Source organism: Streptomyces zinciresistens K42 (assembly GCF_000225525.1).
Classification (GTDB): Bacteria; Actinomycetota; Actinomycetes; order Streptomycetales; family Streptomycetaceae; genus Streptomyces; species Streptomyces zinciresistens.
On sequence record NZ_AGBF01000005.1, the window covers coordinates 74,990 to 89,289 of the forward strand.

A 14,300-nucleotide genomic window follows, 5' to 3' on the forward strand; every position below is an offset into this window, starting at 1 on the left:
CAGGTGTCACGTGAGCTTCCCGTCGACGAGCGTGGCCTTGCCCCGGAGCCAGGTGTGCGTCACACGGCCCGGCAGCGCACGCCCCCGGTACGGGGTGTTGCGGCTGCGCGAGGCGAAGCCCGCGGGGTCCACCGGTCCACGGTAAGCCGTGTCCACGAGCGTGAGGTTGGCGGGCTCACCAGCCGAGACGGGACGTCCGTGGCCGCTCGCCCGGCCGATCTCGGCGGGCTTGAAGGACATGCGCTCGGCGACCTGGGCCCAGGTCAGCAGTCCGGTGTCCACCATCGTCTCCTGGACCACCGACAGCGCGGTCTCCAGGCCGACCATGCCCATGGCTGCCGCGGCCCACTCGCAGTCCTTGTCCTCGTGGGGGTGCGGGGCGTGGTCGGTGGCGACGATGTCGATGGTGCCGTCGGCGAGGGCCTCGCGCAGCGCCCTCACGTCACGCTCGGTGCGCAGCGGCGGGTTCACCTTGTAGACCGGGTCGTAGGTCCGCACCAGTTCGTCGGTGAGCAGCAGGTGGTGCGGGGTGACCTCGGCGGTGACGTCGATGCCGCGGGACTTGGCCCAGCGGACGATCTCGACGGATCCGGCGGTCGACAGATGGCAGATGTGGACGCGGGAGCCGACGTGCTCGGCGAGCAGGACGTCCCGGGCGATGACCGACTCCTCGGCCACCGCCGGCCAGCCGCCGAGGCCCAGCTCGGCGGAGACGACGCCCTCGTTCATCTGGGCGCCCTCGGTGAGCCGCGGCTCCTGCGCGTGCTGGGCGACGACGCCGCCGAACGCCTTCACGTACTCCAGGGCGCGGCGCATGATCACGGCGTCGTCGACGCACTTGCCGTCGTCGGAGAAGACGGTGACGCCGGCCGCGGACTCGTGCATGGCGCCCAGTTCGGCGAGCTTGCGGCCCTCCAGGCCGACGGTGACGGCGCCGACGGGCTGCACGTCGCAGTACCCGTGCTCCTGGCCGAGCCGGTAGACCTGCTCGACGACGCCGGCGGTGTCGGCGACGGGGAAGGTGTTGGCCATGGCGAACACGGCCGTGTAGCCGCCGGAGGCCGCCGCGCGCGTGCCGGTCAGGACCGTCTCGGAGTCCTCGCGGCCGGGTTCGCGCAGATGGGTGTGCAGGTCGACCAGGCCCGGCAGCAGGACCTTGCCCGCCGCCTCGACGACCTCGGCGCCCTCCGCGCTCAGGCCGGTGCCGACCTGCGCGACGGTGCCGTCCTCGATCAGTACGTCCTGCGGCTCGCCCCCGAGCACCTGCGCACCACGGATCAGGGTCTTGCTCATCGTCTTACTTCTCCTCGGTACGGGTGTGGGTGACGGCGGGCTCGTTGCCCCCGAGCAGGAGGTACAGCACGGCCATCCGGATGGAGACTCCGTTTGCGACCTGCTCGACGGCGGTGCAGCGCTCGGAGTCGGCGACCTCGGCGGTGATCTCCATGCCGCGGACCATCGGGCCGGGGTGCATCACGATGGCGTCCCCGGGCATCCGCGCCATGCGGTCGGCGTCGAGGCCGTAGCGCCGGGAGTACTCGCGCTCGGTGGGGAAGAACGCGGCGTTCATCCGCTCGCGCTGCACGCGCAGCATCATCACGGCGTCGGACTTGGGCAGCACGCTGTCGAGGTCGTACGAGATCTCGCACGGCCAGGACCCGACGCCGACCGGCACCAGGGTGGGCGGGGCGACCAGGGTGACCTCGGCGCCGAGGGTGTGCAGCAGGTCCACGTTGGAGCGGGCGACCCGGCTGTGCAGGACGTCGCCGACGAGGGTGATGCGCCGCCCGGCGAGGTCCCGGCCGAGCCCGGCGTCCCGGCCGACCAGGCGCCGGCGCATCGTGAAGGCGTCGAGGAGCGCCTGGGTGGGGTGCTGGTGGGTGCCGTCGCCGGCGTTGATGACGGCCGCGTCGATCCAGCCGGAGTTCGCGAGGCGGTACGGGGCGCCCGAGGCGCCGTGCCGGATGACGACGGCGTCGACGCCCATCGCCTCCAGGGTCTGGGCGGTGTCCTTCAGGGACTCGCCCTTGGACACGCTGGACCCCTTGGCGGAGAAGTTGATGACGTCCGCGGACAGCCGCTTCTCGGCGGCCTCGAAGGAGATACGCGTGCGCGTGGAGTCCTCGAAGAAGAGGTTGACGACGGTGCGGCCGCGCAGGGTCGGCAGCTTCTTGATCGGCCGGTCGGCGACCCGGGCCATCTCCTCGGCGGTGTCGAGGATCAGGACGGCGTCGTCGCGGGAGAGGTCGGCGGCCGAGATGAGATGACGCTGCATCTGTCAGGCTCCGTAAGGCAGTTCAGTCGGGAGGTTCGGGGCAGACGGGTGCGCGCGAGCGCACGGAGCGGGCGTACGGCGCGCGGGCCGTACGCCGTGGGCGCTACTGGGCGGTCTGCTTGGCGCCGAGCAGCACGGTGTCGCGACCGTCCTCCTCGGCGAGCAGGACCTTGACCGTCTCCCGCAGCGACGTGGGGAGGTTCTTGCCGACGTAGTCGGCGCGGATCGGCAGTTCCCGGTGGCCTCGGTCGACGAGGACCGCGAGCTGCACCGCGCGCGGGCGGCCGATGTCGTTCAGCGCGTCGAGCGCGGCGCGGATGGTGCGGCCGGAGAAGAGGACGTCGTCGACCAGGACGACGAGCCGGCCGTCGATGCCGTCCCCGGGGATCTCGGTGCGGGCGAGCGCGCGCGGCGGGTGCATGCGCAGGTCGTCGCGGTACATCGTGATGTCCAGTGAACCGACCGGGATCGCGCGCTCGGTGATCTCCTCCAGCTTGACCGCCAGCCGCCGGGCGAGGAAGACGCCGCGGGTGGGGATTCCGAGGAGCACCACGTCGTCGGCGCCCTTGGCGCGCTCGACGATCTCGTGGGCGATGCGGGTCAGCACCCGCGCGATGTCGGGGCCTTCGAGAACGGGCCTGGCATCGGGGCCTTGCGTGTCCTGCTGCCTGTCCATGCGGAAAGGACCTCCTTCTCCGCCTCACGGGACGGACCTTAAAGGACGTCTGGTTTGCGCCGTCTACCGTAGCAGGCCGGTCGTACACCTCCGTTCACCCGCTTGGCCCAATCGGCCACCGATAGCACGGAAGCGTCGGTGTGGACCATTCGGCTTGACGGGCCAGAGTAACGCTGCGTAACCTCACAGTGAGTTACCAACCGCGCGGCATGGAAGCCAAGCCAGCCGCGTCGACCCAGTGCCGGGGAGCCATATGTCCAGCGAATACGCCAAACAGCTCGGGGCCAAGCTCCGGGCCATCCGCACCCAGCAGGGCCTTTCCCTCCACGGGGTCGAGGAGAAGTCCCAGGGACGCTGGAAGGCCGTCGTGGTCGGTTCGTACGAGCGCGGCGACCGCGCCGTGACCGTGCAGCGCCTCGCCGAGCTGGCGGACTTCTACGGCGTCCCGGTGCAGGAGCTCCTGCCGGGCACCACTCCGGGCGGGGCCGCCGAGCCGCCGCCGAAGCTGGTCCTGGACCTGGAGCGGCTGGCGCACGTCCCGGCCGAGAAGGCGGGCCCGCTCCAGCGGTACGCGGCGACGATCCAGTCGCAGCGCGGTGACTACAACGGCAAGGTGCTGTCGATCCGCCAGGACGACCTGCGCACACTCGCCGTCATCTACGACCAGTCCCCCTCGGTCCTGACCGAGCAGCTGATCAGCTGGGGCGTGCTGGACGCCGACGCGCGTCGCGCCGTCTCCCACGCCGACGAGGGCTGAGCGCTCCCCGGGGTCGGGCTCTTCAGAAGAAACGTGCCGCCGGGGTGGCCGGAACCGATCGGTTCCGGCCACCCCGGCGGCGTTGTACGTACCTGTCCTCCCCGGCGGCCTCTCCGGGCCCGTGAGGCCGCCGGGAGCCGGGGCCGGGCCCTCGGGGCGCGTCATCGTGCCGAAGGACCCGCAGCGGCGGTGCTGCGGGCCCTCGGCACGACGGCGCGGTCGGGAGCCTCAGGCTTCCTCGCGGCGCAGCGAGGGCTTCAGGTCCTTCAGCCGGCCGAGCAGGCCGTTGACGAACGAGGGCGACTCGTCCGTGGAGAACTCCTTCGCCAGCTGCACCATCTCGTCCAGCACGACCGCGTCCGGGGTCCCGTCGACCCAGATCAGCTCGTACGCGCCGAGGCGCAGGAGGTTGCGGTCCACGACCGGCATCCGGTCGAGCGTCCAGCCGACGGAGTACTGCGCGATCAGCTCGTCGATCCGCCTCGCGCGCTGCGCGTAGCCCTCGACCAGCTCCATCGTGTACTCGCTGACGGGCGGCTGCCGGGTGTCGTCCCGGGAGAGCCGGACCCAGTCCGCGAGGACCGTGAGGACGTCGGCACCGCGCTGGTCGCCCTCGAAGAGGATCTGGAAAGCGCGCTTGCGGGCCGTGTTGCGGGCAGCCACGGTTAGCTGTTCACCCGGCCGAGGTAGTCGCTGGTGCGGGTGTCGACCTTGATCTTCTCTCCGGTGGTGATGAAGAGGGGGACCTGGATCTGGTGACCGGTCTCCAGCGTGGCGGGCTTGGTGCCGCCGGTGGAGCGGTCGCCCTGGACGCCCGGCTCGGTCTCCTGGACGACGAGCTCGACGGCGGCCGGCAGCTCGACGAAGAGCACCTCGCCCTCGTGCTGCGCGACGGTGGCGGTGAAGCCCTCGATCAGGAAGTTGGCGGCGTCGGCGACGGCCTTGCGGTCGACCAGGAGCTGGTCGTAGGTCTCCATGTCCATGAAGACGAAGTACTCGCCGTCCATGTACGAGAACTGCATGTCGCGCTTGTCGACGGTGGCCGTCTCGACCTTCACGCCGGCGTTGAAGGTCTTGTCGACGACCTTCCCGGAGAGCACGTTCTTGAGCTTGGTGCGCACGAAGGCCGGGCCCTTGCCGGGCTTGACGTGCTGGAACTCGACGACGGACCAGAGCTGGCCGCCTTCGAGCTTGAGCACCATGCCGTTCTTGAGGTCGTTCGTGGAAGCCACGGTTGCGGAATCTCCTGGACTGACGTGGACGACCCCGGCGCACGCACCTGCCTAGAGGGCGAGCAGCTCCTTGGTCGTGATGGTGAGTAGCTCGGGTCCGCCGTCCGCCTCGGGGCGGACGACGAGCGTGTCATCGATCCGGACACCGCCCCTGCCCGGGAGGTGGACCCCCGGTTCGACGGTGACCGGCACGCAAGCGTCCAGTTTACCCATGGCCGCGGGGGCCAACTGCGGGTCCTCGTCGATTTCCAGTCCGACGCCGTGACCGGTGAGGGACGGGAGCGCCGCGTGGTGCCCGGCGGAGTCCAGGACCTGGCGGGCGGCACGGTCGACGTCCCGGCAGGCGGCGCCGGGCGCCAGGCTCTCGCGTCCGGCGCGCTGGGCTGCGAAGACCAGGTCGTACAGCTCGATCTGCCAGTCGGCCGGGGACGTCCCGATGACGAAGGTCCGGCCGATCTCGCAGCGGTAGCCGCGGTATGTGGCGCCGAGGCAGACCGAGAGGAAGTCCCCCTCCTCGACCCGGCGGTCGGTGGGCCGGTGCGCCCGGCGGCCGGAGTGGGGGCCGGTGGCGACGGCGGTGGGGAACGCGGGCCCGTCGGCACCGTGGTCCACGAGGCGGCGTTCGAGTTCCAGGGCCAGGTGGCGTTCGGTGCGGCCCACCAGGATGGATTCGAGGAGTTCACCGAGCGCCTGGTCGGCGATCTCGGCGCCGATGCGCAGGCAGGAGATCTCCTCCTCGTCCTTGACCACCCGCAGCTGCTCGACGCCCGCCCCCAGGTCGGCCAGCCGCAGCCGCGGGACGACCGAGCGGATGGCCCGGTGCCGGGCGACGGTCAGATGGCGCTCCTCCACGGCCAGCGACTCGGCGCCCCGGGACGCGGCGAGGTCGGCGGCCGCCACGGCGGTGTCGCCTCCGGGGCCGGAGAGGGTGTGGGTGCGCAGCGCCTCGTCGAGGCGGCCCTCGGTGGGGCGGCCGTCGGTCGGGCCCGAGCACACGAGCAGGTCCTCGGTCCTGCCCAGGAGCAGCACGGCGTTCTGCGGGGCGGCGCCCGCCAGGTAGCGGACGTTGGCGGGGCGGGAGATCAGCGCGGTGGCGCTGCCGCTGGCCTGACAGCGTTCCCTCAGCCGGGATCGGCGGGTGGCGTACACCTCTGACATGCCCCGAGCGTAAGAGCTTCGCGGGGTCGGCGCCGGTCGAGGAGGGCTGAGTGGGCGGTACCGGGATCGTACGGACCCGTGACGGCCGGCCCGGCGGCGGACGGGGCGGCTCCCGCACCGCCCGGACGAGCCGCCCGGCGCGTGCCCCCCGCGCCGGGCAGGCGCCCCGGGTCGCGGCACACCGCACGGCCCGCCGGAGGCGTACCCGCGGGAGCCGGACCGGGTGGCCGGCCCGCACCCTTTACGGACGCCCCCGTGCCGGGGCGCCGCACCGTCACCAGGCCGGCGGGCTGGCTATCGAGCGGGCGAGGACGTCGTCCAGGATCCGGGCCGTCTGGGGGACGTCCAGCTGGGAGTTGTCGATGATCGGCAGACCCGAGCCGTACCAGCCCGCCATCCGGCCGTGGATGCGGGCGACCTCGTCGTCGGTGAGGCGGCGGTTGCCCGAGCGCTCCGCGTTGCGCTCCAGGACGATCTCCAGGCCGGGGAGCAGGACGACGGGCAGCAGGCCGGGGCCCACGTGCCGCTTCCAGCCGCCGAGGCCGACCACGGGACGGTCCGGGAAGACGGCGTCGTCGAGGATGCACGAGATCCCGTTGGCGAGGAAGTTGCGCGCGGCGAATCCGCAGGTGCGGCGGGCCAGGCGGTACTGGGCCTCGGAGTGGTCGTTCCACCCGGACTGGGGGTCGGCGAAGCCCGAGCGGACCCATTCGCGGACGTCGTCGAGGCTGATGTGGGCCGTGGGCACCCTGCGGTGGTCCGCCCAGTACTTGGCGACGCTCGTCTTGCCGGCCCCGGCCGGGCCGATCAGCAGCACGGCGAGGGTGGTGGCCGCCGGGTCCGGTGCCACGGCGGGCGGGACCGTGGGCATCGCGACCGGGCCGCCGGGCGGCAGGGGCACATGGCCGGTGGTCTCGGGCGTGGGCGGGACCGGGGCGCGCGGCGGCGCGGGGACGGGTCCGGGCGGGGCGAAGCCCGGCGCGGGAGGGGGCGGGGGCGGAGCCGAGCCCTGGTGCGCGGCGGGGCCCTGGTGCTGCGGCGCGGGGCCCTGGTGCGTGCCAGGGGGGTGCGCGCCCGGGTGATGCGCGGCCGACGACCAGCCGTGCCCCGGCTGGTGGGGCGGCGGCAGCGGAGAACCCACTGGGTGCTGCATCCGGTGCCACTCCGTCTCGTCGTCCATGGCCGTTGGCGCTGGCAGCGGGGCTCGGGCCGCGCTCCCACCGAACGGTACCGCCCCCGGCCGCCGTTTGGTGAACGGCCGGAGGCGGTCCGAAGTGCCCATCACCACAGGCGAATCGGACGGAAGCGCGCTTCGGCGGACTTACTGGCCGACTTCGCCGTACGCGGCGAGCAGGACGGCGGGGTCCGGTCCCTCCAGCACGGTCGGCTTGGCCAGACCGTCCAGGACGATGAAGCGCAGCAGGTCGCCGCGGGACTTCTTGTCGACCTTCATGGCCTCCAGCAGCCTGGGCCACTGGTCGTGGCGGTAGTGCAGCGGCAGGCCCACCGACTCCAGGATCGCCCGGTGGCGGTCGGCCGTCGCGTCGTCCAACCGCCCGGCGAGACGGCCGAGTTCGGCGGCGAAGTGCATGCCGACGGAGACCGCTGCGCCGTGCCGCCACGAGTAGCGCTCGTTCTTCTCGATGGCGTGGCCGAGGGTGTGGCCGTAGTTCAGGATCTCCCGCAGGCCCGACTCCCTCAGGTCCGAGGAGACCACCTCGGCCTTGACCCGGATCGAGCGCTCGATCAGCTCGGCGGTGTGCGGGCCGGCCGGGGTGCGCGCGGCCTGCGGGTCGGCCTCGATCAGCTCCAGGATCGCCGGGTCGGCGATGAAGCCGGCCTTGATGATCTCCGCTAGTCCGGAGACGTAGTCGTTGACCGGCAGGGACTCCAGGGCGGCCAGGTCGCACAGCACGCCGGCCGGCGGGTGGAAGGCGCCGACGAGGTTCTTGCCCTCGGCGGTGTTGATGCCGGTCTTGCCTCCGACGGCCGCGTCCACCATGGCGAGCACGGTGGTCGGGATCGCGATCCAGCGCACCCCGCGCAGCCAGGTCGCCGCCACGAACCCGGCGAGGTCGGTGGTGGCCCCGCCGCCCACGCCGACGACGACGTCGGAGCGGGTGAAGCCGGACTGGCCGAGCGCCTTCCAGCAGTAGGCGGCGACCTCGGCGGTCTTGGCCTCCTCCGCGTTCGGGACCTGGATGGCGACCGTCTCGTAGCCCTGGCCGGCGATGTCCGCGCGCAGCGCCTCGCCGGTCTCGGCGAGCGCCTCGGGGTGGAGCACGGCGACCCGCTTGGCGCGGGGGCCGATCAGCCCGGCCAGTTCGCCCAGGAGCCGGCGGCCCACCAGGACCTCGTAGGGGTCGGTGCCCGCGGTGCCGCCGACCTGGACCCGGATGATGGTCTCGCTCATGCTTCCTTCAACTCCAGTGCGTCCAGGGCGGCTTGTGCCACGTCCTCGGGCGTGCGGCCGTCGGTGGCCACGACCGCGGTGGCGATCCCCTCGTACAGCGGGCGGCGGGCCTCCATCAGCTCGCGCCACTGCTTGCGCGGGTTGACCGCGAGCAGCGGGCGGGCGGCGTTCAGCCCGGTCCGCCTGACCGCCTCCTCGACGTCCATCGAGAGGTAGACGACCCGCTGCCCGGCGAGCAGCGCGCGCGTGCCGGGGTCGAGGATCGCGCCGCCGCCGAGCGCCAGGACGCCGTCGTGCGCGGCGATCGCCCGGCGGACCGCCTCCTTCTCGATGGCCCGGAAGGCGTCCTCGCCCTCGTCCACGAAGATCTCGGCGATGCTGCGGCCCTGTTCCTCGACGATGTCGTCGTCGGTGTCGCGGTAGCCCGCGCCGAGCCGGTCGGCGAGCAGCTGCCCGACGGTCGACTTGCCCACGCCCATCGGTCCGACGAGCACGACCAGCGGCCCGCTCACCGGATCGCCAGGCTGTCGAGGTACGAGGAGACGTTGCGGCGGGTCTCGGTGACCGAGTCGCCGCCGAACTTCTCCGCGACGGCGTCCGCGAGCACGAGGGCCACCATGGCCTCGGCGACGATGCCCGCGGCCGGCACGGCGGAGACGTCGGAGCGCTGGTGGTGGGCCTGCGCGGCCTCCCCGGTGGCCACGTCCACGGTCTGCAGGGCGCGCGGCACGGTCGCGATCGGCTTCATCGCGGCACGCACCCGCAGCAGCTCGCCGGTGGTGAGACCGCCCTCGGTGCCGCCGGAGCGGCCGGAGACCCGGCGGATGCCGTCGGGGGTGTTCACGATCTCGTCGTGGGCCTGGGAACCGGGCACGCGCGCCAGCGCGAAGCCGTCACCGATCTCGACGCCCTTGATCGCCTGGATGCCCATGAGCGCGCCCGCGAGCCGCGCGTCGAGCTTGCGGTCCCAGTGGACGTGGGAGCCGAGGCCGACCGGGACGCCGTGGGCGAGGATCTCGACGACACCGCCGAGGGTGTCGCCGTCCTTGTGGGCCTGGTCGATCTCGGCGACCATCGCCTTCGAGGCGTCCGCGTCCAGGCAGCGCACGGGGTCGGCGTCCAGCTTCTCGACGTCGGCGGGCGTCGGGTACACGCCCTGGGGCGCCCTCGCCGCGGCCAGCTCGACGACATGGCTGACGATCTCGATCCCGGCCGTCTCCTTGAGGTACGACCGGGCCACCGCGCCCAGCGCCACCCGGGCGGCGGTCTCCCTGGCGGAGGCCCGCTCCAGGATCGGCCGGGCCTCGTCGAAGCCGTACTTCTGCATGCCCGCCAGGTCGGCGTGGCCGGGGCGCGGACGGGTCAGCGGGGCGTTGCGGGCGAGGCCGGCGAGGATCTCCGGGTCGACCGGATCGGCCGCCATGACCTGCTCCCACTTGGGCCATTCGGTGTTGCCCACCATGATCGCGACCGGGGAGCCGAGGGTGAGGCCGTGCCGGACACCGCCGAGGAAGGTGACCTCGTCGCGCTCGAACTTCATGCGCGCGCCGCGTCCATAGCCGAGCCGCCGCCTGGCCAGGTGGTCCGCCACCATCTCCGTGGTGATCGGCACGCCGGCGGGAAGGCCCTCCAGCGTCGCCACGAGTGCGGGGCCGTGGGACTCCCCCGCGGTCAGCCAGCGCAACCTGCTCAACGGTGCTCCTCGGTGCTCGCGCCCTGGTACTGCACTGCGTACGCACGTCCTCGCGTACGGCGACGGCGCGACCTGGTGCGCGGCCCCGGCCCGCCACCTCCGATCCTCCCACGTCCGCGGCGGCGGTCCGGCCGCCGGTCCAGCTGGCGGACCGGACACGCGGGCGCGGGCCCCGGAGCCGGGGCGTACGGCCCGGGGAAGTCGGCACCGCCCGGCACGGAGGACCGGGCCGTCCGCGGCTGCCGCTGCGGGGCGTACGCGCCGAGGAAGTCCGCGCCGCTCGGCTGCGGCGCCCGCTGCCGCGGGGCGCAGGGGCCGAGACGGTCGGCGGATCCTGGCGCTGCCACCGCGAGGGTCCACCGGCTCGCGACGCCCGGCGAACCCTCCCGGCCACAGCGCTAGCGGGCCGCGAGGGCGCGTTCTCCCGCTCTTCGCATGGCCTCCAGGGGGGCCGGGGCCCGGCCGGTCATCTGCTCCACCTGGAGCACCGCCTGGTGGACCAGGAGGTCGAGTCCGCCGACCACGGCCCCACCGGCCAGGGACCAGCGCGCGGCGAGCCGGGTGGGCCAGGGGTGGTAGAGCACGTCGAAGAGGGTCGTGGGGCGCTCCGGCACGGCGGCGGCGAGGGCGTCGGTGGTGCCGGCCGGCGTCGTCGCGATCACCAGGGGCGCGCGCAGCGCCTGCTCGGCGTCCGCCCAGGGGGCCGTACGCACCTGCACGTCCAGCCGTTCGCCCCACTGCCGCATCTCGGCGGCGCGGGCCTCGCTGCGCACGTACGCGACGACCTCGCCGGTGCAGATCCGGGCCAGCGCGGCCAGGGCGGAGGAGGCGGTGGCGCCGGCGCCGAGGACGGCGGCGGACCCGACCTGTTCGATGCCGCGTTCGCGCAGTGCGGCGACCATCCCGGGGATGTCGGTGTTGTCGCCGAGGCTGCGGCCGTCCTCGGTGCGCACGACGGTGTTGACGGCCTCGACCGACGCGGCCGTCTCGCTGATCGTGTCCAGGAGCGGGATGACGGCCCGCTTCAGCGGCATGGTCAGCGACAACCCGGCCCACTGCGGGCCGAGCCGGGCGAGGAACCCGGGCAGCGCCGCCTCGTCGACCTCGAAGCGGTCGTACGACCAGCCGGTGAGCCCCAGCTCGGCGTAGGCGGCGCGGTGCAGCACCGGGGAGAGGGAGTGGGCGATGGGGGAACCGAGCACCGCCGCCCGGCATCGCTGATCTTCCGCGGCCATCACTCCACCGTTCACTGCGTTCCTCGGCCGGTCCTCTACGCGATCAAGGTACCGCAGGGCCGCGCGGGCGGACCGCCGCGGGGCGGTCCGCCCGGAGCCGTCGGCCTCAGCCCTTGTCGCGGGACGCGTTGAACTGCTCGACCAGCTTCTCGTGGTCCTTGAGCCTCTTGGTGAACTTGCTGGTCTTCCCGTCGAGCGAGATGAAGTAGTACCAGCCCTCCTTCGTCGGGTTGAGCGCGCCCTTGAGGGCGTCCTCGCCGGGGTTGTCGATGGGGCCGGGCGGCAGTCCCTTGGCGAAGTAGGTGTTGTACGGGCTGTTGTAGCGCCGCAGTTCGGCGATGCTCAGGTCGATCTTGCTCTGGTTCTTGATGTAGTTGTACGTGGAGTCGAACTCCAGGGCGCCGTAGGTCTCGGGGTTCTGCGGCTTGAGGCGGTTGTAGACGACCTCGGCCATCTTGCGGAAGTCGTCGTGGCTGGTGCCCTCGGCCTGGGCCAGGCTCGCCACGGTCAGCACCTGCCAGGGGCTGTCCAGCCCGAGGCCCGCGGCCTTCTTCTCCAGGCCGAGCCGCGTGTAGTTCTCCGTGGCCCGCGCGACCATCTCCTTCAGCACGGTCTGGGGCTTCTGCCCCTTGCTGGCCGCGTAGCTGGAGGGGTAGAGGAACCCTTCGAGCGGGTCCTTCACCTTGGGCTGGTCCAGCGCCCACTGCGGCAGGCCCAGCTCCTTGTACTGCTTCTTCGCGACGTCCGCCGTGGTCCCGTCCGCAACGCCGAGGCGCTTGTCGATCAGGGCGTAGATCGCGACGTTGCGGGAGCCCTCGGCGATGATCAGGTTCGAGCGGCTCTTCGGGCTGAGCATCAGATCGACGGCGCTCGACGCCGACATCTGCCGCTGGAGCGTGTAGACGCCGTCCTGGATCGACCTGCCGTCCGGATTGGAGTTCTGGGCCGACACGAACGCCTCGACGCTCTGCACGACACCGGCGGACTTGAGCTTCTGCCCGATGATCCAGCCGCCCGCGCCCTTGGGGATGACGACGGTGACCTGGGCGCCGTTGCCGCCGCCCGCGTAGTCGGGGGCCGGGCCGAACCGGTCCTGGTAGAACTGGTAGCCGAAGTAGCCGACGCCGCCGACCGCGCTCACGAACATCAGCGTCAGCACCAGGCAGGCGGGTCCGCCGCGACGTTTCTTCGGCTTCTTGCCGCGCCGGTCACCGCGCCCGCTCTCGATGTCGTCGTCCCCGGCGCCGTCCGTGTCGGCGTCCTCGTCGTCCGTGTCGTCCGCGCCCGCGAAGAAGGCGTGCTCGCCCTGGTCCGGCCCCGGGTCCCAGTCGGCCGGCTCGGGCTCGGCGGTGCGCCTGGTCGGCGGCTCCGGCGGCGGGTAGGCGTCCTGTGTGCCGTAGTAGTCCTGCTGCCCGCCGCCGTACCCGGCCGCCTGCTGCCGGCCGTACGGGTCGGAGGGGTCGCCGTAGTGGACCTGCGGGTGGGCGCCCGTGCCCCAGCCGCCGGTGTCGTACGGCTGCTGCCCCTGGCCGGGATGCTGCTGGGGCTGGGGGTGGTACTGCTGGGGCTGGTGTTGCTGCGGGTGCTGTTGAGGCTGCTGCGGGTGGTGCGGGTGCTGCTGCGGGTAGTGCTGCTGCTGGCCGTAGCCGGACTGGCCGCCGTCGTTCCACCCGCCGTAGTGCTGCTGCTGGGTCTGCTGCGGGTAGTGCTGCTGCTGGCCGCCGTAGGCGTGCTGGTCGGCCGCGTGGGCCTGCTGGCCGCCCCACCCGCCATCACCGCGCAACGGGTCCTCATGCCACGGATCGGAGCCTTCGCCCCGGCCATACTCAGTCATCAGAGCGGTCGACGCGCCGGATTCCCGCCGTCGGCGGAGCAGTGCGCGTCTTCCTCCTCTCGGGTGATGTAGCCGTAGCCGTCGGCCCGTTGAAGCGCGGGGACGCGGCGGCACCGCGTCTCCGAAGCGGAACCGTCCAGGACCGACCTGTCACTGCTCGTGGCACGTCCGTCCGTGAATCGCCGCAGCCTTGCCTGGTGGATGTACGCCCCCCGATGTCGTGCTCCGGTCGCCACCAGCCCCTGCTCGGCCGGGACGGCGCGGCCGGTGGCCACCGCCTGCCGCAGCCGGGGCTCGTCCATCATCTGACACGTGGTCACCGATCACACCTCCTCCACGCGGTGACTCGGACCGGTCCCCCTCACCATGCCGTCCCCGGGGGACGAGTCCGGCCGGGGGCCGGTGGCGGGGTGACCGATTCCTGGAGGCACGAGGCGGCCGGCCCCTGAGCGATCAGCCTCAGAAGCCCCCCGGCCTCGCTGCCACGCGACGGATGTTCGAAGGCCGTCGCATCGCGCGGAACGTTACCGTATCGCGATCAGATAACCACTTCGACGCTCTCGCCCGGTGCTTTACCTGACACCCGTTCGGATTCGAGCGCCTGCTGAAGGATGATCACAGCGGCCGCCTGGTCGATGACCGAGCGGCCCTTCCGGGACTTCACCCCGGAGGCGCGCAGCCCCTGACTGGCCGTCACCGTCGTCATCCGCTCGTCGACGAGCCTGACCGGTACGGGCGCGATCATGCGGGCCAGCTCCCGGGCGAAGCCCCGGACCTTGACCGCTGCGGGCCCCTCACCCCCCTTCAGGGAGCGGGGAAGGCCGACGACGACCTCGATGGGCTCGTACTCCTCCACGAGCTGTCCGAGGCGCCGCAGGGCCGCCGGGACGTCCCGGCCCGGGACCGTCTCCACGGGTGTGGCGAGGATCCCGTCGGGGTCGCACGAGGCGACGCCGATCCGGGCGTCGCCCACGTCGACGGCGAGACGGCGACCGCGGCGCATGGCCGGGCCGCCGTCCCCCGCCCG

At 72.8% G+C, this 14,300-nt stretch carries 15 protein-coding genes; 1 reads left to right on the forward strand and 14 read right to left on the reverse strand.

What is annotated here, in order from left to right; translation table 11 throughout:
* Positions 1-6 precede the first annotated feature (6 nt).
* The 3 genes from SZN_RS03470 to pyrR all read right to left on the reverse strand — a co-directional run bounded on the left by SZN_RS03470 (position 7) and on the right by pyrR (position 2,951).
* Positions 7-1,293: a dihydroorotase gene (locus SZN_RS03470; protein ID WP_007491465.1), complete on the reverse strand. Its 1,287-nt coding sequence runs from the start codon at positions 1,291-1,293 to the stop codon at positions 7-9.
* Between the two features lie 4 nt (positions 1,294-1,297).
* The gene (locus SZN_RS03475) at positions 1,298-2,275 is read right to left on the reverse strand and encodes an aspartate carbamoyltransferase catalytic subunit (protein WP_007491467.1); all 978 of its coding nucleotides are present in this window, start codon (positions 2,273-2,275) and stop codon (positions 1,298-1,300) included.
* A gap of 103 nt (positions 2,276-2,378) precedes the next feature.
* Positions 2,379-2,951, reverse strand: coding sequence for a bifunctional pyr operon transcriptional regulator/uracil phosphoribosyltransferase PyrR (pyrR, locus tag SZN_RS03480; protein WP_007491468.1), 573 nt, complete (start codon positions 2,949-2,951; stop codon positions 2,379-2,381).
* 253 nt (positions 2,952-3,204) lie between these two features.
* Between pyrR and bldD the strand changes: the two genes are divergently transcribed.
* Complete coding sequence (gene bldD / locus SZN_RS03485; protein WP_007491469.1) at positions 3,205-3,708, forward strand: transcriptional regulator BldD; 504 nt, start codon at positions 3,205-3,207, stop codon at positions 3,706-3,708.
* 228 nt (positions 3,709-3,936) lie between these two features.
* On the opposite strand, the gene nusB is transcribed toward bldD, so the two are convergent.
* From nusB to ruvX, 11 genes are all read right to left on the reverse strand, one after another.
* Positions 3,937-4,371 (reverse strand): transcription antitermination factor NusB, encoded by a 435-nt coding sequence (nusB, locus tag SZN_RS03490; protein ID WP_007491470.1) that lies wholly within the window; start codon positions 4,369-4,371, stop codon positions 3,937-3,939.
* A 2-nt stretch (positions 4,372-4,373) separates the two neighbouring features.
* Entirely contained in the window at positions 4,374-4,940 is a 567-nt protein-coding gene (efp, locus tag SZN_RS03495) for an elongation factor P (RefSeq protein ID WP_007491471.1), read from the reverse strand.
* A 51-nt stretch (positions 4,941-4,991) separates the two neighbouring features.
* The gene (locus SZN_RS03500; RefSeq protein WP_007491472.1) at positions 4,992-6,098 is read right to left on the reverse strand and encodes an aminopeptidase P family protein; all 1,107 of its coding nucleotides are present in this window, start codon (positions 6,096-6,098) and stop codon (positions 4,992-4,994) included.
* 274 nt (positions 6,099-6,372) lie between these two features.
* Positions 6,373-7,251: a Pro-rich N-terminal domain-containing protein gene (locus SZN_RS03505; RefSeq protein ID WP_078508422.1), complete on the reverse strand. Its 879-nt coding sequence runs from the start codon at positions 7,249-7,251 to the stop codon at positions 6,373-6,375.
* 168 nt (positions 7,252-7,419) lie between these two features.
* Positions 7,420-8,511, reverse strand: coding sequence for a 3-dehydroquinate synthase (gene aroB / locus SZN_RS03510; RefSeq protein ID WP_007491475.1), 1,092 nt, complete (start codon positions 8,509-8,511; stop codon positions 7,420-7,422).
* Positions 8,508-9,023, reverse strand: coding sequence for a shikimate kinase (locus tag SZN_RS03515; RefSeq protein ID WP_007491477.1), 516 nt, complete (start codon positions 9,021-9,023; stop codon positions 8,508-8,510). The genes aroB and SZN_RS03515 overlap by 4 nt, the downstream gene beginning before the upstream one ends.
* Positions 9,020-10,204 (reverse strand): chorismate synthase, encoded by a 1,185-nt coding sequence (gene aroC / locus SZN_RS03520; RefSeq protein ID WP_043727864.1) that lies wholly within the window; start codon positions 10,202-10,204, stop codon positions 9,020-9,022. The genes SZN_RS03515 and aroC overlap by 4 nt, the downstream gene beginning before the upstream one ends.
* 398 nt (positions 10,205-10,602) lie before the next feature.
* Positions 10,603-11,439: a shikimate dehydrogenase gene (locus SZN_RS03525; protein ID WP_043727868.1), complete on the reverse strand. Its 837-nt coding sequence runs from the start codon at positions 11,437-11,439 to the stop codon at positions 10,603-10,605.
* Positions 11,440-11,545: 106 nt separating this feature from the next.
* Positions 11,546-13,273, reverse strand: a complete 1,728-nt coding sequence (mltG, locus tag SZN_RS03530; protein ID WP_043727874.1) for an endolytic transglycosylase MltG — start codon at positions 13,271-13,273, stop codon at positions 11,546-11,548.
* Positions 13,273-13,593, reverse strand: coding sequence for a hypothetical protein (locus SZN_RS41225; RefSeq protein ID WP_007491483.1), 321 nt, complete (start codon positions 13,591-13,593; stop codon positions 13,273-13,275). The genes mltG and SZN_RS41225 overlap by 1 nt, the downstream gene beginning before the upstream one ends.
* A gap of 218 nt (positions 13,594-13,811) precedes the next feature.
* Positions 13,812-14,276, reverse strand: coding sequence for a Holliday junction resolvase RuvX (gene ruvX, locus SZN_RS03540; protein ID WP_050814995.1), 465 nt, complete (start codon positions 14,274-14,276; stop codon positions 13,812-13,814).
* Positions 14,277-14,300: the final 24 nt, after the last annotated feature.